This is a genomic window from Sulfitobacter sp. L-8 (genome assembly GCF_056859255.1).
On sequence record NZ_JBSXOD010000046.1, the window covers coordinates 69,934 to 90,850 of the forward strand.

A 20,917-nucleotide genomic window follows, 5' to 3' on the forward strand; every position below is an offset into this window, starting at 1 on the left:
TTATAGGACCGCTTTGCGTACCATGTCCCAATACTGCGCGATGACCTGGTCCAACGACAGCCGGCCACCACTGCGAAACCAGGTGTTCACCCCGGTTAACATCGCGATAACGGCCAGCGTCGCAATCTTGGTGTCGGCGATCACGAAGTCACCCGTGGCCGCGCCATGTTGCAGAATGGTCTCGAGGCGATCTTCATAACTGCGCCGCAACGTTTCAACGACATTGAAATTCTCGGCAGTCAGGTTCCGCAATTCCATATAGGATATGAATACTTCGTCAGGCCGATCTGCGTGAAACCGGATATGAAAATCGACGAAATCGCGCAGCCTGTCGAGCGGGCTCGTGGTGATGTCGTCGCGCTGCGCCTCGAGCAGTTCTTCCATGTGATCGTGGAGTAGATTGAACAACAGCGTTTGCTTGTCGGGCGTATAATTATAAAGCGCACCGGCCTGCACGCCGACTTCGGTTGCGATGGCGCGCATCGAAACAGCGGCGTATCCGTTTTGCGCAAACAGACGCAAGGCTGCATCGCGCACCTTGGGGCCAGTGATATCAGAATGAGAGCCGGTCGTACGTGCCATATCACGAGGTTAATTGAACACGTGTTCAAACGCAAACCCCGCTTGCGCCGCAAACGCGGCTGGTGCAAAAGTGATCCATGATCAGGCGCATTTCATTTTGCATAGTTGCATCGACGATTCTGCTGATGGCCGCGTGCACCCAGTTCCCTGCGCTGGATCGCCGGGCCACCCCCGAGTTACTGGCGGCAGATTACCCTAAGCTGGTACCGATCGATCCCTTGCTCGCGTCTGCGACTGCCGGACAGATTGACGCTGTCAAAACCGAAACGGCATTGACCGGTCGTGTCGCTGGTCTGCGAGCCCGCGCCACCAGGTTGCGCGGGTCCGTTCTGTCGCGCGCGGAAAAACAGCGGCTGGCACAGGGGCAACGCTAGGGAAATTCACGATGCCGCGTTGCGTGCACCATGTGAAACCGCTACATCGCGGCGCAAGCAACCTTGATCGCCCTCTGCGCCGTCGCGCATTACCACAAAGGATTTCACCATGTCACAGCCGCTTCGTCTTGGGATTGCCGGATTGGGCACTGTCGGTGTCGGCGTGGTCCGGATCATTCGCAAGCAGGCTGCGCTGATCGAAGCCCGCACCGGCAGACCGGTAACGATATCGGCAGTTTCAGCGCGGAACCGCGACAAGGATCGCGGGGTCACGCTGGATAGCTATGCATGGGAGAATGACCCCGTGGCGCTGGCCAAGCTTGACGATGTCGATGTGTTCGTAGAACTGATAGGCGGCGACGCAGGGCCTGCCAAGGACGCGACCGAGGCAGCCCTGGCGTCGGGCAAGGATGTCGTCACCGCGAACAAGGCGATGCTGGCGATCCATGGGCAGGCGCTCGCTGAACAAGCCGAAGCCGCCGGTTGTCTGATCCGGTACGAGGCGGCCGTGGCCGGTGGTATCCCGGTTATCAAAACCCTGACCGAAGCCCTCGCGGGAAACGAGATCAGCCGGGTCATCGGCGTGATGAACGGGACCTGCAACTATATCCTTACCCGGATGGAAGAGACCGGCAACACCTATGAATCACTCTTCAAAGAAGCAGAGGCGCTTGGCTATCTTGAGGCCGATCCCAACCTGGATGTCGGCGGTATCGACGCGGCCCATAAACTGGCGATTCTGTCATCCATCGCCTTTGGCACTCAGGTCGATTTTGCCGGGATCGAGATCGAAGGCATTCAACGTGTCAGCATAGAAGACATTCAGGCCGCCGCGAATATGGGCTATAAGATCAAGCTGCTTGGGGTGTCGCAGATGACCGGTCGGGGTCTTGAGCAACGCATGCAACCCTGTCTTGTACCCGATACGTCGCCGTTGGGGCAGCTTGCTGGCGGCACCAACATGATCGTACTGGAAGGCGACGCAATCGGTCAGGTCGTCCTGCGCGGGCCAGGTGCCGGAGAAGGCCCTACCGCAAGTGCCGTGCTGTCTGATATTTGCGATATCGCGCGGGGTTGGCATGGTCCGGTATTCGGGCGCAAGGCCACCACTTTGGCATCGGCGACTTCCGCATTGTCGCAGCGCCCGGCTGCGTTTTACCTGAGGATGGGCCTGCTGGACAAACCCGGTGCCCTGGCGAAAATTGCCACCGTGCTGGGAGAGGCTGGCATCAGCATCGATAGAATGCGCCAGACCGAACATCGCAGTGATCTGGCACCGGTTTTGATCGTTACCCATAAAACCAGCCGCAGCGCGCTGGACGAAGCCTTGGAGGCGATGACGCGAACCGGGGTTTTGGCCACCGACCCTGTCGCGTTGCGGATCGAGGATTTGTAGCGCCCGCGCTTTCGGCACCCAGCCGTGGTTGGACATGAGCCGATGCCGCCTGTTGTAAATGCGGGAGCCTTCGGCGAGGATTTTTTACCATTTGGAATGGAGCGCGCGTGAGCTTTTTAGATGTTGAGATGTCCTTGAGCGGGCGACGGTGGGTGGGCCCCGGGGTCGAGACCGAGCGTGCAACGGAAGTGTTGGTTCAGCAGACCGGTTTACCACTTGCCCTGTGTCAGGTGCTGGCGCGGCGCGGCGTCACAGCGGACGAGACCGGTCCGTTCCTTGAGCCGTCACTGCGGGAATTGTTGCCCGATCCGAGATCGCTGCGCGACATGGAAAAGGCCGCGAGGCGGTTTTTGGCCGCGGTGAGAGCGCGGCAGCGGATTGCTGTGTTTGCCGATTATGATGTGGACGGCGGCAGCTCTGCCGCGTTGCTGTTGGTTTGGTTGCGCCAGATGGGCTGTGCCGCCACGCTTTACGTGCCCGACCGGATCGACGAGGGATATGGACCCAATGACGCAGCGATGGCAGATTTGGCGATCAGCCATGATCTGATCGTTTGTGTAGATTGCGGAACGCTTTCTCATGGGCCGATCGCGGCGGCCGTCGGCGCGGATGTGATTGTGCTTGATCATCACCTGGGTGGTGAGACGTTGCCCGGGGCCGTTGCCGTAGTGAACCCGAACCGACAAGACGAAGATGGCGCATTGGCGCATCTTTGTGCCGCGGGCGTGGTTTTTCTGTTGCTGGTTGAAGTGGGACGTCAGTTGCGCGACGATGGGTCCCAAGGTCCTGATTTAATGGCGTTCCTGGATCTTGTCGCGTTGGCAACGGTGGCGGATGTTGCCCCGCTGGTCGGGGTTAACCGTGCTTTCGTGCGGCAAGGGTTGAGGGTTATGGCGAGGCGCGACCGCGCAGGATTGGCGGCCCTTGCCGATCTGGCCCGTATGGATACGGCCCCAAATGCATATCATCTCGGCTTTTTGCTGGGGCCGCGCATCAATGCGGGCGGGCGCATCGGACAGGCTGATCTGGGTGCCCGGTTGTTGGCCTGTAATGACCCGCATGAGGCTGCGGCCCTGGCCGAGCGACTGGATCTTTTGAATAGCGAACGTCGTGAGGTAGAGACCCATGTGCGTGCTGTCGCGTTAGAGCAGGCGAAAAAGCGCGGATTTGACGCGCCTCTGGCCTGGGCGTCGGGCGCGGGGTGGCATCCCGGTGTGGTCGGCATTGTGGCGTCACGCCTCAAGGAGGCGTCGAACCGGCCCTCGATCGTGATCGGCTTTGAAAACGGAATCGGCAAGGGATCCGGCCGGTCTGTCAGCGGTATCGATCTGGGAGCTCCGATCCAGCGGCTGGTTGCCGAGGGTCTGTTGCTGAAGGGGGGCGGGCACAAGATGGCCGCAGGCTTGACCGTGGCCGAAGACAAGCTTGACGCGGCCATGACGCGGCTCTCAGAGCTGTTGGAAAAACAGGGTGCACATCTTGGCGGTGCAGCGGATTTGCGTCTGGACGGTATGTTGATGCCCGCAGCGGCCACCGTAGAGCTTGCCCAACAGATAGATCAGGCGGGTCCCTTTGGTGCCGGTGCCCCCGCCCCCCGCTATGCATTTTCCGGCGTGCAAATCCGTCACGCCAAGCGCGTCGGAGAAAGCCATCTGAAAATTAGCTTTGGTGACGGCGGAGGCACCTACATCGATGCCATCGCATTTGGGGCGTTCGACGGAAAACTGGGCCCTGCTTTGGAAAATCATGGTGGGGCTCGGTTTCATCTGGCGGGCCGTTTGGACATCAATAGCTGGCGCGGCCGTCAATCAATACAACTGCGACTGGAAGACGCCGCACCGGCTTAAATGTTTTTTCATTTCTTGGCGATTTCTGCTTGCGCCCTTTGCCAGCTTTGCTTAAAGAACCGCTCACAAGCTAAGTGGCCCGTTCGTCTATCGGTTAGGACGTCAGGTTTTCAACCTGAAAAGAGGGGTTCGACTCCCCTACGGGCTGCCACTTTATTTATTCCACATGAAATCATAAACTTAACGCTTTAGTTGCGTTGCCTTTACCCATAGATTTTTACCATAGGTTTGCTTTTGCATTTTGGATGCGGCACCTACCAATTGCATAATCCAACACCAAACCTACGTCGAATCTTCGACCTAGAGACGGTGCAGGTAGGATAGATGGCCTAAAGCATCACCAACGCCTCAGGAGCTTGGGGACTTGCCTAATGTGAGGCCATCCAGTTCCACACTTGCACTTAGCCCTACGCTCGAAGTCATGGCGTGTGATCCCCATCGGCACGTGCTCAGGGGTTAGTTCGACAGAGTGCCCACAGGACCAGCAACGAACTTCCACGTGGGTCACACCTGCTGAAAACAGGAGGTCTTGGGGCTGGTCGGGCATGTCGTACCTCTAGCTTTGGCAGATTGCGGTTGCAGTCGTCCTTCCTGCACCTAAGCTACTGGAAGACGTTAAAAAAGGTCTAGCCGATGCCGAAGTGTACTGAATGCGGAAAGAAACTTGGCCTATTCGATCCGGGGTCAGACGGACTTTGTGGTCAATGCAACCTTGGGGTAGAAGCTGGTCGCACAACGTTTCAAGCTCAAGAAGAGCAAAAAACATTTGCAGAGCGTGACGAAGCGATAGAGGCAATCCTACTAACCACAGAAACTGCTCCAAACCTGCCAATCACAGAGCGCATCGAAATTGTGACTGCTGAATGTGCTTTCGGTATGAATGTCTTCAAAGACCTGTTTGCTGGCATCAGAGACATTGTAGGAGGGCGCTCAGAGGCTGTTCAAAGCACTATGCGGGATAGCAGGCGCACGGCTCTTTATGAGCTTAAGAAAGAAGCCCACAGGGTTGGAGCCAACGCGGTTGTCGGTGTAGATTTGGATTATGTGGAACTCAGTGGGGCGGGCAGTATGGTGCTTTTGGTCGCCTCTGGCACTGCTGTGAGGATTGATGAAGCATAATGTTTTTTAGGAAGAAGACCTGTGCCTCGTGTCAAGAAAATGCTGCTGAATTGAAGCGCGTGCAGGAGTTGCTTTCGGCGAGCAACGAAGAAATAGAGCATCTTCACAAAGCCATCGCTAAACTGGAAGCTGAAATCGAAAACCCGTCTGAGACTCGCCTTTCTGAAAGTGAAATCGAACAATCGCGTACCCCTGAGGATATCACAGAAAGAGACGAAAGAAGACAACGGGCTGCTTTGGCTATGGAAGGCTCTGCTAATCAAGTTACTTTGAGAGAAGACATATCGTCTGACGAAGATCGTGAGCTGGTGCGCAGAGAAGAGGCTGGTCTGAATCAACCCACCGAGAATGCAGGCGGCAAAGAGGGCCGTTCTGATCACAAACCCCAAAAGTATGTAATGTCTGAGAAAGATCGAGAGCGACTTCGCAGAAAGCGGGCTGGCTTGGATAGAAATCTTTCGAAGACCTACACCGAATCTGTTGGTATAGAGAACAAACCAAAAAAATTCACTATGTCCCATGAAGACCGTGAGCGGTTGCGTGAAAAACGGGCTAAGTTGGTTCAGAATGCAACCAAGGCTAACCACATATATCTGAATTATCAGTGCAAAAAACATTTTCCTGCCTTGCAGCGCAACATGCGAAACAGCGTGAAGTACAATGATTATGGCGCACTAGTACTCGATTTAAGAAGAAGAGTTGCTAGAGAATTTTTGAGCAGTATCGGAATCCCCTATAAAAGGGTCGATTTTGCGGAGTCTATCGATATCGTTCTGAAAACTGTTGCTAAGTTAGATGAGGAACAAAAGGCCAAAGGTTTCTCCACCGTAGACCTACCCGCAAATGGTCACGAATTTGAGCACTGGGTAGCGGAAGCTCTTCAAGGATTTGGCTGGGAGGCCAGAGCTACACAAGGAAGCGGCGATCAGGGTGTTGATGTCGTCGCCATCAAAGATGGCCTGTCAGTAGGCATTCAGTGTAAACGCTATTCAGGGTCTGTAGGGAACAAAGCTGTTCAAGAGGCATTTTCAGGCGCAAAACACATGGGCTTAGATGTAGCTGCCGTGCTGACCAATGCCGAATTCACCCGTAGCGCCAAAGAGCTTTCTGCTTCTACTGGTGTGCTGCTGCTGTCTCCTGAAGACATCCCCACCTTGTCTGAAACCCTGAAGGCCCAATTTTGATTTTCCTCACGGTTTTTCAGGTTCGAATTGGCTGCTGAACTTGAGAAAGGTCCTGAGTTTTTTCTTTTTTTAGCGGGTAAAGGTAAGGTAACGTGGTGTATTGATCCCTCAGCCTTAGAATCTGGGGGAGCCTCATGGTTTTAGGCAACCTCACGAGCCAGCACATTTTTCACTGTTGTGGGGTGCCACTTGCCACCACGTGCAGTAGTAACCCCCGATTTGTTCAAGGTGTCTGCAATCTGTTGAAGGGTACGACCAGCATCACGCAGGGGTCTGATCGTATCCATCACCTTGGCAGCATGGTTGTCAGCGAGAGCAATGGCAGCGTCATTGGCCTTGTCGATATTCCCTCGGTTTCCACCTAGCTTGCCTGTACCCTTCAGAGGGGCCAATGCGGCCTTGGTGCGCAGAGAGATAAACTCGCGCTCTTGCTCAGCTAGGGCAGCATAAATGTGAAGCTGGAACTTATCGGCGTGAGGCATGGTGGCCACTGTGAGGCTCAGCCTCTTAAGGTCCATAACATTGGCGATGAAGGACACCTTCCTACTGAGGCGATCAAGTTTGGCTACCAACAGCGTGGCACCTGTCTTCTCAGCCAGTTCAATAGCTTTCCAAAGTTCTGGCCTATCATCGTCCTTACCCGACCTAACGTCTGTAAAACTACCAACCACCTCAAACGGGACGTCAGCATAGGTCTCTAGGTATAGGTCAACATCACGGCGCTGAGCACCAAGGCCCAAACCACTATCACCCTGACGGCGGGTGCTTACGCGGTAATAAATGACAAACTGTTTCATGGCCGATTCCTTCTGTTGATACCAACCTATCACTAGGTTTATATATATTCAACGTTGGACTCGCTTTATAAACTCGTAAACTTGGCTTACAAGGGGCTCAGTACTTACCATATCAATACTGACAGAGTGGAGTAGACCTTTACTTATCCTGCATCCGCGTAAGAAAGTTTGATAGATGACAATTCTAGCGACGCGGGACATTGCGATGACAAAATTTGACGACCTCCAACACCTTGCCAAGGACTATGGCAACCGCTCGATTACTCAAAGCTTCGAAAGCAAAAGGCTTGGTCATGAAATCATAGATCGCCTGCCAGATTTTCTTGGGTGCGATAAAGCGAATGTGCGTGCTATCCCCCCTCATGGGCCAATATCAACCGAGGGAGGCCACAATGACGCGGCATTTAGCACCTACGGCCAGCGTCTTTTGAACCTACAGCCCATAGAAATGGGGGTTGGCCTCAGGCTGAATGATCTTGAAGGTGACGGTTATTCGATGCTCAGATCAATTGTATCAATGTCCCTAAAATCGGACGGGTTCTCTGTAGCCGTAGGTTCAAGTGAGGATACCGTTAAGGTATCACTGGATTTTAAGGAAGGGATGCATAGACTGCTTAATCAGATATGCTTAGATTTTGAAGGCTTATTTCAACCTGATCTAAGCGAGACGGAACGAAGTAAGGGGGTTGGATTCCATTTGCCCAGCAATCCTTAACTCTATGGTCAGCTTCCCGTCCCCCCTACGACGAACACCCACAGCGTAGTCAGATTATCTTGTTGTTAGGACGGGGCGTGATGGGTCAGCCAAATTCGGCGATTTATTTAAGCCGGACAACCCATGCACTTGCGATAATCCACATGATCGAACGATAGGTAAGTACAGCCAGATCAGGGATAATGACTTGAATAGGCTTTCTTCTTTGCACAGCGTCCGCATGCATGTAACGTGATGAAATGAAAGAACTTTGGGCTACGGTTCTTGCCGTATTTGTATCAACACGATGACTGACATAGGTGAGATAGACGTTTGGCATTCTAAGCCCTTAGATGTGCATGTCTGGTCTGAGCACCCTGAGATCAACATGGTTGTGGATACGATCTATGACAGCCTGAGTGATGATAATCGCCTACAAATAAGTGGTAAGAGCAACAATTCTGGCAAGGCATCTGGAAAAGTTATGCTCAAAGTCGTTTTGATTGATCTCTATGTGGCTTGGAAGACTGACCCTCTGCTCTGCATTGGAGTTGCGCAAGGGAATGACGCCTACAAGGTGAACAGCAGATACAACGCTCTGCATATTTCAGGCAGGATCAGGAAGATTATTAAGGCCCTTTGGATTGAGGATTTCATCGATTTCAAACAGGGCAGCAACAACAGAACGGGTACAGGCTGGGGTAGCCATACTTCAAGAATAAGGGCAACGCATAAGCTCGGAGAAATGTTCTCCTTACTCGATATTGAACTTTATGAGTTAGACCTTCATCATAATCGGGAATGCGTTGTTCTAAATAATCTTGATGTTGATGAAGATGGGGAACCGATCAAGACTAAATCTGGGGCTAAGAAGAGCAAACCAATCGAATATAAGGATACGCCTGAAACAGAACGTATGAGGGCGGATTTAACAGCCTACAACGATCTTCTAATGGAAACTTACATAGACATTCCAAGTCTTGAAGAGCCACAAATAACCCGCACTAAGTCAAACGGTCAGGTTCAGGTCGTTCCAATCAATCAAGCCAACAAATTTGTTAGAAGGGTGTTTAGTCGTGGTCAATGGGACCTAAATGGCCGTTACTATGGGGGATGGTGGCAACAGGTTAGCAAAGACCTCAGAAAGCAGATAGCCATCAACAATAAACCGACTGTAGAAGTTGACTATAAAGGTCTTCATGTAGCTATTCTCAGTGCACAGAAGGGTATCCAAGACGACCCCAAGGACCGATACAATCTTGGCTACCAAATCCTTCCTCAGTTCAATCTTGAAGAGCAAAGGGCCATAGTCAAATTACTCGTACTAACGGCCATCAATGCCAAGACAGAAGACAGCGCGTTTAGTGCATTTAGAAATGATCAGCCGACAGGTACACCACAAAAGAAATTGGCCAACGATGAACTATCCCTATTCCTCTCTGCATTCATAGATAAACATCCACATCTAAGAGACGATTTATGCTCAGATCAGGGCATAAGATTGATGAAGATTGATAGTCAGATCACAACAGAAGTTCTCAAAGCAAGCACAGAACTTAAAGTCCCAATTCTGTCAGTCCATGATAGTTACATTGTATCAATCTTTGATGTTGGACTACTTCTAGAACTAATGAGAGATGCTTCATTAAAGGTTGTTGGCTCAAGTCTCGCCATGGAACAAGAAACTTTAAGTTATGAAGATATTATTGAGATCAAGGCACCAGACAGAGTAGCAGGACAAGACACCTTCATCGACCTCTATAATGAGACAGCTACTATCAATGATAAGACAAGCCAATATGAAGAACGATTATTAAGATTTATTCAATATAGAGACACTAAATACGAACACACCTACTGGCTACCACCTCCCTCCAATCATTACTAGGAAGAGTTGAGATTAGGACCCAATATCCCCATGCTACAAGCAGGCGCTGGGCGATGGTTTAAGCGCTATGAAATGTCTAAGCCAATGCCCTGAGCAGCCTCATTTCTAACAGCCACTATACTCAACGCTACCATTTGGCATTGTGGTATTGCAAAGGATAGCACCTTTCATGCTCGCACCATTCATGCTCGCACCAGTTAGTTCAGCGCCATCGAAGTCAGCACCCCGCAGGTCAGCACCCAACAGATTAGCACCCAACAGATTAGCACCCCGCAGGTCAGCACTCTGTAGGTCAGCCCCCCCAAGGTTGGCCCTAGTCAGCCTAGCACCCGGAAGACTAGCACCCCGCAGGTCAGCACTCTGTAGGTTGGCATTAGGCAGGGCGGCATCTGCAAGGTTGGCATTACGCAAGTCACAGCCAGCACAATTTCCAGTCTCTTTAAGTTGCTTTACATGCTCGGCATCGAAGGCTGATGCACCTGACCCTATCAGAGTCATTGCTATGGTAATCGCTGCTAGTATTTTCTTCATTCTGTGACCTCATCCGTTGAACTTGTCATTATGGCCTTACATGCCCAGCGCAAACCCTTATTCTGAGTGCATATATTTGCCCGTACAGCGCAAGGTCTGGGCTTAGGCGGGCTAACCCTATCAAATGACCTCACGCCCCTAACAGAGCAAATATTACAGCAAGTGCAGATTGTCAGATAGCGCAACCAGACACTAGCCCGTGCAAGGTGTTTTAAGTGGGCTACAATGGCCGTTTAGGGGGCGACTTAGGGGCTTAAGCGGGTACGGTGGCCTAGCGCAACTCAAGCCCCTAAAATCGCGTCATACTGGCTTTTTCTACCGCCTTTGATTTTGTTGGATCGCTGGAATTTTGCCTTATTGAGAGGCTATCCAAGACACAGGCGAACCTTCACCTAAAAGGCTTTCCTGAGACTCTGACCACTCTTGTTCACTTAATTCAGGTTCAGCAAGTTAGTGAAGGCATTGAATCTGTGCTTTATGGCGTCTGCTCTTTTTGGGGGCTTGGCCCAATTGATCCGCTTAAACAGCTTTTGCACATCGTGATAGACGGGGCTGACAGGATTGGTATCTTGCAAGAAATATCTTGGAACCGCAAAGGTGCCTTCAGTCTTTTTTGTTGCTGATTTGGCCGTCACTTCAAAATCCTTGCCCTTAAGTGGCTGCTTGCCGGTGTGAGAGGGCTAAATAGCCCCCATAGAGGCCCACTTACAGGTCTCTGATGGTGCCCTAGCCTAAAGACGTTGGTGGCCTTTAAAGCGTCGATTTAGCGCAGCCTACGGGTTTCTGAGTGGCTTTGCGTCGGTCATGTTATAAGATATGTTTTGAATAATCGCATTTTTGTCTGCAAACGACAGGCTGCCAGCATAAACGCCATATGTTATGGTTCCAACCTCATGCCCAATAATTGCAGCAGCCTTAAATTCCTCAACGCCATTCTCCTGCATCATTGTCGCAAGCGCCCTCCTGAAACTATGAGCGCCAACACCGTTCTTATAGCTGCCAACCTTTTTGATAAGCCTGACAAATCTCTTGCCCATTCGTGCTGTACGTTTGCCGTACACATTCGGGGTCTGATCTGTAAAAAGAAAACCATCCTTAGAGTGGGTGGCTAAGCGTTCGACAACTGGCCTGATCTCGTTGTGAATTGGGATTTCACGCCAACCGGACTCTGACTTGGCATCTTCTACAGTAAATCTGTCATGGGCAACGTCTTGCAGCTTGAAGTGCATGATTTCGCTGATGCGGCAACCTGTGTGTGCAGCGATCTTGATGAAGTCTTGCATCTCTTGATCTTGTGCGGCGTCTAGGAATTTTAAGTAGTCTTCGCGAGTAAATGCCGGACGTTTGCTTTGCGCTTTCTGAGAGGAAGCTTGCTTGCTCTTTGCTGCTTGAGGCAAGGGGTCTTTCTCAAACGGGTTTTCTGGGGGGAAATATCCCCGCTTCCTGTGACTACACCAATTCCAGTAACCACGGATGAAGCCAATCCTCTTCTTGATAGTAGGTCGTGAACGGGATTCCAGCATATCTTCAACCCAGTCCTCCACAGCATGACGAGTGATTTCTTCTAAATGTGGAAACCGCTCATAGAAGATTTTAAGGGCGCGCCTGCCTTCATCCTTCGTCTTATCTTCAGCTTCATATTGCTTCAAATATTCTTCGACGTAGCCTCCAGTCCATTCTTTGATTGCCATGCTGTAGGCAAGGTAAGCCTCTTCTTTCTCTTGTTCTGTGGTGTCGTGCCGTAGGGTAGGGTTATCAGCGCGATCCCTGCAGTCGTAGTCTCGCCAAACAGTTTCGTCCAGCATACCGAACAGATCGCCTTTTGCCTCTTCTGGGCCGTTTTGGTGACCTTGCAGCCAAAGAGCATAACGGGCTGCTTGTTCTGCTACGCTTTGGGGAACGTCCCCGCTCATTGTACGTCTTGCAAGTTCAATACTGGCCTTCCAGCCTTCGATGTATGGCCACTTCAGGCGGTTTGCTTCACCTAAGCTGCTAGTCTTTAGCGTAGCACTGAGGCGTGTCTTTCCTTGGAAATAACGTTGAACATCCACGGGAATCCTGAGCACCGCAAAATACGTATTATACTGCTTCTCAAGGTAGGAGTTTTGCTTAACCATAGACAATTTCCCATATGTTTTTACCATAGGTCTATGCATGATAACCAACACTGCAAGGAAAAAAGGCTGTTAAGGCAAAATGTCTTCTCGTCCCCTACGGGCTGCCACTTGTAACTCCCTGAGTGATGCCTTTGCAGGTGGTAAGACCGCGTGACCGGCCGTTCTGGCCAGTTTCCTAGCGGCCCGGGGCGGCATTTTCCGCCATTGCAACCGAAACGCAGCTCTGGGTGCCGTTTTGACCCCTACGACGTTCAACCGGTGTTCAACCGGTGAAGCTGGTAGGGTCATAGCGCGTGCTTGGCGCAGCGCGGGAGTTTGATCGGCAATGTCAGGTCGCGGGTTTGAGCGTCTTTCGCGGGTTGTGATTCATTGTCGAATTACCCCACCCCAGCGGCGCTTCGCAGGCTTCGAGCGCCGAAATAAAGCTGTTACACCAGACATTAACGTCGGTCTTTTCGACTTGATCCATGCAGGCCGTATAACGCCGCTTTCTTTCCTCGAGCGGCATATCCAAAGCCTGGGACAACGCGTCTGACATGCCTTCAATATCATAAGGGTTTACCAATAGCGCTTCGGTAAGATCCTCGGCAGCACCCGCCAGATGTGACAATACCAATACGCCCGGATCGTCGGGATCCTGGGCGGCGACATATTCTTTGGCGACAAGGTTCATTCCGTCAGCCAAGGGCGTCACCATCCCCACGCGCGCACCCCGGTAAAGCTTTGCCAGCAGGTTACGATTGATATTTCGGTGAATGTAGCGCAGCGGCGTCCAGTCCAGTTCGGCATGTTCGCCGTTCAGCCGGCCTGCCAGTTCCTCCAGTTCGGACCTGATTTGTTTATACGCCATGACCTCTTCGCGGGTCGGCGGTGCGATCTGCAACAGGCTTACGCGCCGGTCCTTGTCGGGACGTTTTTCAAGATATTGCGCAAAGGCACGAAACCGGTTTGGAAGGCCTTTGGAATAGTCGAGGCGATCCACCCCCAGGATGTATTCGCCGCGCATGTCGGGGCCAAGATCGGCGCCGGTAGGGGTTTGGCTGGCAGCCCGGGCGAACGCCGTCACGTCTATGCCGATCGGGAAGGAGCGGACGGAAAAAACCTGTGCGCCGTACTTGATTCGCCCATCGAGCATGACTTCGGCTTGGTTTTGCGAGCGGAACATTTCAAGGCAGCGCGCAACATCGGCACGGGTCTGCAACCCGACCAGGTCGTAATCCGCAAGCCAATCAGCCAAGTTGGCGCTTTCCGGCAACGCCCCCAGATCCCCCAGGGTGGGAAACGGGATATGCAGGAAAAAGCCGATACGCCCCGTGAATCCAAGCTTGCGCAGTTCGGATGCCAAAGGAAAAAAATGGTAATCCTGTATCCAGATCAGGTCATCTGGTTCAACCACATCGACGATAAGCCGGGCGAGGCGTTTATTCACCTCCATGTAGGCGTTCTGGAAGCTGCGCTTGAAATCAACCAAATCCCCGCGGCGATGGCAGACTGGCCACAGGACAGAGTTGGCAAAGCCAAGGTAGAATTCTTCATGTTCACGTTGAGTGATCTGAAAGGCCAGACGCGTGTATCGTTGTTCGTTACCGATTGGTTGCAGTTGGGCGGATGGCGCTTCGGACAAATCGGGATGTGATCCGATCCAGATGCCGCCTTTTGCGCAAAGCGCGCTGTGCAACGCAACAACCAAGCCGCCAGAAGGTTCTGCCTCGGTTGGAATGCGGTTTGAAACGACGACTAATCTACCCCCCATGGCGACCTCTCAAAGAACCGTTAAAAAGCAAAGTCACCGCCAGAACGTGATGTTCATTGCGATAATTAACCACAAAGTGACTATAGTAATATAATTACCCCGCTCGCGTATGGTTCCCCTCCACGGGGATTTTAGCACATATTCCTAGAGTTCTTCCTCCCAAGGCCGCGATAACCGCATTGCCCCGTTGATGATACCTGCCATCGAATAGGTTTGCGGGAAATTCCCCCAAGCCTCGCCAGTCGCAAATGATGTGTCCTCGGACATCAACCCCAGAGGGTTGCGCGCATCGAGCAGCGCCTCGAACAAGTCGCGTGCTTCGTCTTTGCGCCCGATGCGGGTTAAGGCGTCGACGCGCCAGAAAGCACACAGGTTGAACCCGACTTCCGGAACGCCGAAATCGTCCGCTTCTTCATAGCGCAACATGAAGGGACCGCGACCCAATGTGGCAGACAGGGTTTCGACCGTCGCCACGAACCGCGGATCCTGAGGAGGCAGAAAACCGACCTCGCCCATCAATAATACGCTGGCGTCGAGCGTGCTGCCGTCGAAGCTTTCGACGAAGGACTGACGCTTTTCCGACCAGGTGCGTTCAAGGATCTTGGCGCGAATGATATCGGCGCGCTCTGTCCAATATGTCGCCCGCTTGGGTAGCCCCAGATGCGCTGCGATCTTGCCCAACCTATCGCAAGCAACCCAGCACATCAGCGAAGATGACGTGTGTATGCGCGAACGACTGCGCAGCTCCCACAAACCGGCATCGGGTTGATCATGAAGGAGCCAGGCTTGTTCCCCCAATGCTTCAAGATGCTCGAAAGCGGCTTTGCCGGTGTTCATGAACAACCGCTTGTCAAAGAAAGCGGGAGCGGCGCCGAGGATGATGTTGCCATAGGTATCGTGTTGAAAATGTTCATGGGCCTGATTGCCGATGCGCACCGGCCCCATGCCCCGATACCCCTGAAGCGCCTCGGCGATGGTCTCGGTCAGTTCGGTTTCCAAACCCACGCCGAGCACGGGTTGAATGTGCCCGCCTTTGGCGTCAGCCACCAGATTCATCAACCACTGAAAGTAGTTTTCCAATGTACGAGTAGCGGCAAGGCTGTTCAGTGCCCGTACAGTAAACAACGCATCACGGACCCAGCAATAGCGATAATCCCAATTTCGGGTACTGCCGGGTGCTTCGGGCACCGACGTCGTCATCGCAGCGATGATGCCTCCGGTCGGTTCATAGCTGCACAGCTTTAGAGTGATTGCGGCGCGGATGACGGCCTCTTGCCATTCACAAGGGATAGCCAGTCTTTGCACCCAGCGTCGCCAATAGCGTGTCGTCTGGTCACAGAAGTCTCGGGCGATGTGCTGTGGGCTTTCGGACAAGGTTTCATCCGGGCCCAGAACAAATGACATCTCCTGGTCGAGGTTGATCAACCTTTCGTCCAGCACGTGGTCCAGCGGTGCATCGGTTGTCAGACGTACCACTTGATCAGGACCGACAAACCGCACGTGGCTTGAACCGCGCGTCATCGAAGGGGGTACCGTGCCCCATTCAAACTGTGGCCTGATACAAAACCGGACGCGCGGTGCCCCGTCCAACGGGCGCACCTGACGGATCAGCATCTGCGGTCTGAAGGACCGGCCGCGCGCTTCGAAACGCGGGCAGAAATCAATGATCTCGACCGCACCCGATGCGCTGCGCAGCACGGTGCGCAAAATGGCTGTGTTGGCCAAGTATGATTGTTCTGTCTCAAAGCAACCATCCAGCTCGACCCGAAACGTGCCGTCGTCGGGGCGACCCTTTCCGTGCCCCAGCAGACCGTGAAAAATCGGATCACCATCAAAACGCGGCAGACAGTACCAGTTTATCACACCAGCAGGGTCAATTAGCGCGGAAACAGCACAATTGCCGATAATCCCAAGTTCCATTTATTTTCCTTTCGCAAGCAGGTGTGTAAGCCATTGATGAAACGAACCTATGGTCTGCGCGCGATACATCGCCTGCGTCGGACCGGCCCCGATCTTTATCCCGCTTCCACCCAGTCTTTGAGCAGCCTCAAAGCCGTCCTCGTCTGTTACATCGTCGCCGATCATAATCGGTATCCGGTCGGCAAATTCGGGGCGATGCATAAGATACGCCAGCGCCGTACCCTTATTCACCGAAGCGATCGCTATTTCGCTGACCATCTTGCCGTGTATCGCGCGCAGGCCGGGCATCTGGTTTGCAACGTTCTCCACCGTTTGCCGGGCGATTTCACCTTGTTCCGGCGCGTGTCGATAGTGGATCGCGATCGAGCCGGGCTTGTGCTCCAGCTTCAGCCTGGCTTCCGCTGCGAATGTCTCAAGAAAGCTCAACGCCTGGCGCAGTTGCCCGGATGATTTCGGATCGCCGTCTGGGCCGTCAAACCGATGGTCGTATTCCAAGCCATGAGACCCGACCACCGGCAAATCCAGAGGCCCTAAAATCTTTGCTGCGTCATTCAGCCCCCTGCCCGTCAACACGACGACCGCCCCGTTCGTGAGGTTGATCAACGTCGACAGCGATTGCCTCATGCCTTCAGAGATCGTCACCGCCGATGGATCGTCGGTGATTGGCGCAAGCGTCCCATCGAGATCAAAGAAAAAGCCATGCGATGATAACTCAATTTCCAGATTTTCTAAATCGGACGGCATGGTGCTCCCTTCATAGTCAGGAATGAACAGGTGATACTTGTTTTCTTGTCCCTCAAGCCGCTGACCTCTCACATTTTCTTCAGTGGGTTAGTTGCAAGCTGGGTCGCGCTTATGACACGGGCCATGCGCCCACCCTTGGGTCTTACTTAGTGCTGGAGTTCCAAAGTCTACACGTCAAGGCAAAACCATGCAGTGGCCGAACGTCAGCGGGCAGTTCGCAGGGTATCCGACGAGGCTGATCGAGGTTTCACAGATTGCCCCATGATCACAGGCGATACAAATTTATCGTCACCCGTCAGGTTGACCTAACGACAACTTGGAGTTGACAGTCACGACAGGTTCTGGTCGGATAAATCAAGTTATGGAAAGGTTAGAGAGGCCTTTCCGCAGTAACACCCCGTTAAACTAAGCCACATTATAACAACCCAAGCGATGACCTTGCCGTGACGCGCCAACTGAACACTCATGACTTTTACAGCGATCTGGAAGAGATCGGGCGCAATTCGATGGTCCCTACTTTGTTGGAAACCGCGACATTGGCGACAGGAATGGGTTTTGCCGCCGTTGCCCGTGTGACGGAATCGCGGTGGATCACCTGTCAGACCGTGGACAAGATTTCTTTTGGCCTGGAACCGGGCGACGAACTGGACGTAGAGAGCACGCTGTGCCACGAAGTCAGGCTCTCCAATACAGAGATCGTGATCGACGACGTTGCCAATGACCCGATATATTGCAATCACCACACACCGGCAACGTACGGGATCCAAAGCTATATTTCGGTTCCGATACACAGGAGAGATGGGACGTTCTTCGGCACATTATGCGCAATTGACCCCAACCCCAGAACCCTGAAGACACCGAACATCCTGGCGATGTTTCGACTGTTCGCATCATTGCTTGGCGACAGTCTGGAAATCGAAGACAAGCTAAAGGAAAGCCAGATCGCTATCGACCAGGAACGGCACCTGACTGAGGTACAACAGCAGTTCATCGCCATTTTGGCCCACGATCTGCGCAATCCTATCAGTGCTCTTGAATCCGGTCTGCGCATTATGGCGCGCAAAGATCTGGACGAACCTACGACCAAGCTCGTCACGCTCATGAAGGCTTCGCTTGGACGTATGAGCAATCTTATTGAAAACCTTCTGGATCGTGCCCGCCAGCGGCATGATGGGGGGGTCATCATCGAACGCGACGCAGCCGAGCCATTGGAACCGGTAATTCAGCAAATTGTCGCCGAAATCAAATCCGTATCACCTGACCATGACATCGAATGCGACATCGATCTTGACGGAAATGTCGATTGTGATCGGGAACGCATCGCCCAAATGCTGTCGAACCTGCTACGCAATGCAATCACCCACGGCGCTGAGGGGCAGCGGATCGATCTTGTCGCGAAGCGGGTCGACAGCGAGATAATTCTTTCGGTGGCGAACCAAGGTAAAATGATCCCGCCCAGTATACTGCCCAGCCTGTTCGTACCTTTTCAACAAGGCGGTGCAAATAAAAAACGCAAGGGCCTTGGGCTTGGTCTCTATATCGCGTCCGAGATCGCAAAAGCCCACGGGGGAACGCTGAATGTGGTGTCGGATGAACGTGAAACCAAATTCACCTTCCGAATGCCACAAGGAACGGTACCGCAGTAAACTACCCTCTTTGAGCGGACGATCCGACAGCTCGACGTCTCAGACCTCCCTGACCCCGTGGGTTAGCATTTCATCACTCTTCGCACCGTGCAAAACGGAAATGTCCCCGGTCGTTTCAAGGATGACCGCCTGAACCTGGGACAGATCAAGTGCGTTCGCTTCGCGTAGCTTGGCGACCAGATCCTCTTTTCTCACACGGGTCTCTTTCAACGCGTCATGCAGGATGACGCCGTTTTTCATCAAAAGAACCGGTCTATTTTGAACCACGTCGTCAAGCGTCGCAGAGCGTTGTCGCAGATATGCCACCAGGTACTGCACGGCGAACAGGCTTGCCATGGCGGTCAGGGTCTGCAACAGCCCGGTCCATTCGCTTGACTGCGACGCCCCAGCGAGCAGCGATCCCATGGCCACCGTCATGACGAAATCAAAGTTTGTCATCTTGGAAAACGACCGCAACCCGACAACGCGTACTAGAAAAATAATCCAGAAAAGCCCCAAAGCGCTTAAGTTAGCCCCTTTTGCCAAGGCGTCCAAAATGGCGTCATCGAAAAACATGTCAGCTCCTTTGCCGTTAGGTTAATGGTGTAGGCATCGGCGCATTCCGGAACTGCGCTTTTCCGACCGATCGTTCGCGTCTTTCATACCGGCATTCGGGCGAGGAAACTTCGCACCCAGTTGGTTTGATCAGGCAAAAACGGCACAGGGGCGACCCGTGCCGCATGGATCTTGCGTCTATCAGACAGCCAGTTTCACAGGATCTTTGCCAGCATCCAAATGCCCATGCCAAGCATCATCAAGTTCTCGGTCAGAGAGATAAACCCCAAGGGTACATTGCTATCACCGCCAACGCATGCACATTTAAGCTCTCGCTTCTCGATATAGACGGCTTTGATAACGGATGCCGCCCCGATCCCCCCGATGAAAATTGCCACAGGCGCTGATAGCCACATCATTGCACCCGCAGTCATCAGGATACCGGCCAAGGCTTCACCGAATGGGTAAAGCTTCCCATAGGGTACCCAACGTTGCGCGAGCAAGTCATAGTTCAGGAACATTGTAGAAAAGCTTTCCACGTTCTGAAGCTTCTGGACGGCCAGAAAACACATCGAGATGGAGATGAACCACTCAAAAGCGCGCAGCGTGAAAATTGTCTGGAAGCTGAACCATGACAACGCCAAGGCCATCAGAAACGCCATCCCGAAAATCGCGATCACGGGCTGGTAAGAGGTATCGGACTGCTGATCCTTGGGTTTATCGAGGCCGAAAAACACCCGCAGGTCATCATATCCCCCAATCCGTTCTGTACCGATAAATGACTGCGGCGTGGTTTTCACACCATGCCGCGCCTTGAATGCTTCGGTCTCCGCGCTTGTCTCCAGGTGATGGTCCTCGACCGTGTAACCTTGGCGCTCCAACAGATCCTTCGATTTCAAACCGTAGGGGCACATGTGCCCAGGCATTACCATTCTGTAAAGTTTGGCAGTTTTTACCTGATCGACCTGGGCCATGCGATTTCCCCTGTTATTTGCCGTCAATTTCAGGGGTGGCGGTTGGCCCACCCTGCAAATCATTGATAAGCGCTTTCATCTCGGCTATTTCCAAGCGTTGTGCCTTGATGATTTCATCTGCCAGTTTGCGAACACGAGGATCTGAAATATTTGCGCGCTCACTGGTCAAGATCGCGATGGAGTGGTGTGGGATCATGGCGCGCATCCATGAAATGTCCCCGACGGTGGCCTGACTGCGGACCAGAAACAACGCGAGCAGAAAAACGACTGCGCTGCCTGCAAAGATCGACATGTTGGCGGCTTTGTTGGAATACATGCCAAGCATGAACGCCAGCATGATGATCGCCATCATCGCACCCATCAAGATCGCCATGTATGTGCGGGTTTCACTGTAAAAAAGATGATCCCAAGCGTAGCTGTTAAGATACATCATTCCGAACATCACAACCGTGGCGGTGATGATCATCGCGAAAAAACGCCAATAGGACATAAGGACCTCTCAAAAAATTGAATTGTATAGAGATGCAACTACCTTCCCGCGCTGGAAGGTTCCGAAAAGTTTTTAAAAACCCGTATTTTCCCACGAATTCAGGTGTTTCAAGCAAGGCTTAGATATCGGCCTTATTCGATATCGCGATTTCTGTGCGAAACCGGAGATCCAAAATCTAGAATTTGCACGGCAGTGTCTTGAATATTGTTCTGCTCCACCTAGCGCCGCCGGTTCGGTTTGACGTTCGGCGGTTGCGCCGCCACCGTCGCGTGACGTTCAACCTCGCCCTGCGCGCCGATGGTCCAAGACATTCTCCGTCGAATTTGC

19 protein-coding genes and 1 tRNA gene are annotated in these 20,917 nt (G+C 52.8%); 9 read left to right on the plus strand and 11 right to left on the minus strand.

Annotation, left to right across the window (positions count from 1 at the left end; genetic code table 11):
* Positions 1 to 582 carry a TetR/AcrR family transcriptional regulator gene (locus tag AC13DE_RS09855; RefSeq protein WP_446297908.1) on the minus strand — a complete coding sequence of 194 codons (582 nt, stop codon included), beginning with the start codon at positions 580 to 582 and terminating at the stop codon, positions 1 to 3.
* A 125-nt stretch (positions 583 to 707) separates the two neighbouring features.
* On the opposite strand from AC13DE_RS09855, the gene AC13DE_RS09860 reads away from it, so the two are divergent.
* The 6 genes from AC13DE_RS09860 (at position 708) to AC13DE_RS09885 (ending at position 6,502) form a co-directional block, all read left to right on the plus strand.
* Positions 708 to 956 carry a hypothetical protein gene (locus tag AC13DE_RS09860; protein ID WP_446297907.1) on the plus strand — a complete coding sequence of 83 codons (249 nt, stop codon included), beginning with the start codon at positions 708 to 710 and terminating at the stop codon, positions 954 to 956.
* Between the two features lie 109 nt (positions 957 to 1,065).
* Positions 1,066 to 2,352, plus strand: a complete 1,287-nt coding sequence (locus tag AC13DE_RS09865) for a homoserine dehydrogenase (protein ID WP_483047711.1) — start codon at positions 1,066 to 1,068, stop codon at positions 2,350 to 2,352.
* 107 nt (positions 2,353 to 2,459) lie between these two features.
* Entirely contained in the window at positions 2,460 to 4,199 is a 1,740-nt protein-coding gene (gene recJ, locus AC13DE_RS09870) for a single-stranded-DNA-specific exonuclease RecJ (RefSeq protein WP_483047712.1), read from the plus strand.
* 76 nt (positions 4,200 to 4,275) lie between these two features.
* Positions 4,276 to 4,350, plus strand: a tRNA-Glu gene (locus AC13DE_RS09875).
* 482 nt (positions 4,351 to 4,832) lie between these two features.
* Positions 4,833 to 5,318 carry a YbjQ family protein gene (locus AC13DE_RS09880; RefSeq protein WP_037954152.1) on the plus strand — a complete coding sequence of 162 codons (486 nt, stop codon included), beginning with the start codon at positions 4,833 to 4,835 and terminating at the stop codon, positions 5,316 to 5,318.
* Positions 5,318 to 6,502: a restriction endonuclease gene (locus AC13DE_RS09885; RefSeq protein ID WP_009826089.1), complete on the plus strand. Its 1,185-nt coding sequence runs from the start codon at positions 5,318 to 5,320 to the stop codon at positions 6,500 to 6,502. The genes AC13DE_RS09880 and AC13DE_RS09885 overlap by 1 nt, the downstream gene beginning before the upstream one ends.
* A 140-nt stretch (positions 6,503 to 6,642) precedes the next feature.
* Here the strand turns inward: AC13DE_RS09885 and AC13DE_RS09890 are convergent, their stop codons facing one another.
* Positions 6,643 to 7,299: a recombinase family protein gene (locus tag AC13DE_RS09890; RefSeq protein ID WP_483047713.1), complete on the minus strand. Its 657-nt coding sequence runs from the start codon at positions 7,297 to 7,299 to the stop codon at positions 6,643 to 6,645.
* 205 nt (positions 7,300 to 7,504) lie between these two features.
* On the opposite strand from AC13DE_RS09890, the gene AC13DE_RS09895 reads away from it, so the two are divergent.
* Together AC13DE_RS09895 and AC13DE_RS09900 are read left to right on the plus strand one after the other, a co-directional pair.
* A complete protein-coding gene (locus AC13DE_RS09895) occupies positions 7,505 to 8,014 on the plus strand; it encodes a hypothetical protein (protein WP_483047714.1) in 510 nt (169 codons plus the stop codon).
* A gap of 250 nt (positions 8,015 to 8,264) precedes the next feature.
* Positions 8,265 to 9,881: a hypothetical protein gene (locus AC13DE_RS09900; protein ID WP_483047715.1), complete on the plus strand. Its 1,617-nt coding sequence runs from the start codon at positions 8,265 to 8,267 to the stop codon at positions 9,879 to 9,881.
* 105 nt (positions 9,882 to 9,986) lie between these two features.
* Here AC13DE_RS09900 and AC13DE_RS09905 read toward each other — a convergent pair whose 3' ends face one another.
* The 6 genes from AC13DE_RS09905 to otsB form a co-directional block, all read right to left on the minus strand.
* On the minus strand, positions 9,987 to 10,412 hold the full coding sequence (locus AC13DE_RS09905) for a pentapeptide repeat-containing protein (protein WP_483047716.1): 426 nt from the start codon (positions 10,410 to 10,412) through the stop codon (positions 9,987 to 9,989).
* A gap of 431 nt (positions 10,413 to 10,843) precedes the next feature.
* Entirely contained in the window at positions 10,844 to 11,047 is a 204-nt protein-coding gene (locus tag AC13DE_RS09910; RefSeq protein WP_483047717.1) for a hypothetical protein, read from the minus strand.
* Between the two features lie 138 nt (positions 11,048 to 11,185).
* On the minus strand, positions 11,186 to 12,529 hold the full coding sequence (locus AC13DE_RS09915; protein WP_483047718.1) for a tyrosine-type recombinase/integrase: 1,344 nt from the start codon (positions 12,527 to 12,529) through the stop codon (positions 11,186 to 11,188).
* A gap of 328 nt (positions 12,530 to 12,857) precedes the next feature.
* Positions 12,858 to 14,282 carry an alpha,alpha-trehalose-phosphate synthase (UDP-forming) gene (locus tag AC13DE_RS09920; RefSeq protein WP_483047719.1) on the minus strand — a complete coding sequence of 475 codons (1,425 nt, stop codon included), beginning with the start codon at positions 14,280 to 14,282 and terminating at the stop codon, positions 12,858 to 12,860.
* A gap of 144 nt (positions 14,283 to 14,426) precedes the next feature.
* Complete coding sequence (locus tag AC13DE_RS09925) at positions 14,427 to 16,202, minus strand: glycoside hydrolase family 15 protein (protein WP_483047720.1); 1,776 nt, start codon at positions 16,200 to 16,202, stop codon at positions 14,427 to 14,429.
* Positions 16,203 to 16,946 carry a trehalose-phosphatase gene (gene otsB, locus AC13DE_RS09930; RefSeq protein ID WP_483047721.1) on the minus strand — a complete coding sequence of 248 codons (744 nt, stop codon included), beginning with the start codon at positions 16,944 to 16,946 and terminating at the stop codon, positions 16,203 to 16,205. It abuts the gene before it with no gap.
* Between the two features lie 443 nt (positions 16,947 to 17,389).
* On the opposite strand from otsB, the gene AC13DE_RS09935 reads away from it, so the two are divergent.
* On the plus strand, positions 17,390 to 18,592 hold the full coding sequence (locus AC13DE_RS09935) for a GAF domain-containing sensor histidine kinase (protein WP_483047722.1): 1,203 nt from the start codon (positions 17,390 to 17,392) through the stop codon (positions 18,590 to 18,592).
* 39 nt (positions 18,593 to 18,631) lie between these two features.
* Here AC13DE_RS09935 and AC13DE_RS09940 read toward each other — a convergent pair whose 3' ends face one another.
* The 3 genes from AC13DE_RS09940 to AC13DE_RS09950 all read right to left on the minus strand — a co-directional run bounded on the left by AC13DE_RS09940 (position 18,632) and on the right by AC13DE_RS09950 (position 20,590).
* The gene (locus tag AC13DE_RS09940) at positions 18,632 to 19,147 is read right to left on the minus strand and encodes a DUF421 domain-containing protein (protein ID WP_483047723.1); all 516 of its coding nucleotides are present in this window, start codon (positions 19,145 to 19,147) and stop codon (positions 18,632 to 18,634) included.
* A 194-nt stretch (positions 19,148 to 19,341) separates the two neighbouring features.
* The gene (locus tag AC13DE_RS09945; protein WP_446296089.1) at positions 19,342 to 20,100 is read right to left on the minus strand and encodes a MauE/DoxX family redox-associated membrane protein; all 759 of its coding nucleotides are present in this window, start codon (positions 20,098 to 20,100) and stop codon (positions 19,342 to 19,344) included.
* A 13-nt stretch (positions 20,101 to 20,113) separates the two neighbouring features.
* A complete protein-coding gene (locus tag AC13DE_RS09950; RefSeq protein WP_446296090.1) occupies positions 20,114 to 20,590 on the minus strand; it encodes a DUF305 domain-containing protein in 477 nt (158 codons plus the stop codon).
* Positions 20,591 to 20,917: the final 327 nt, after the last annotated feature.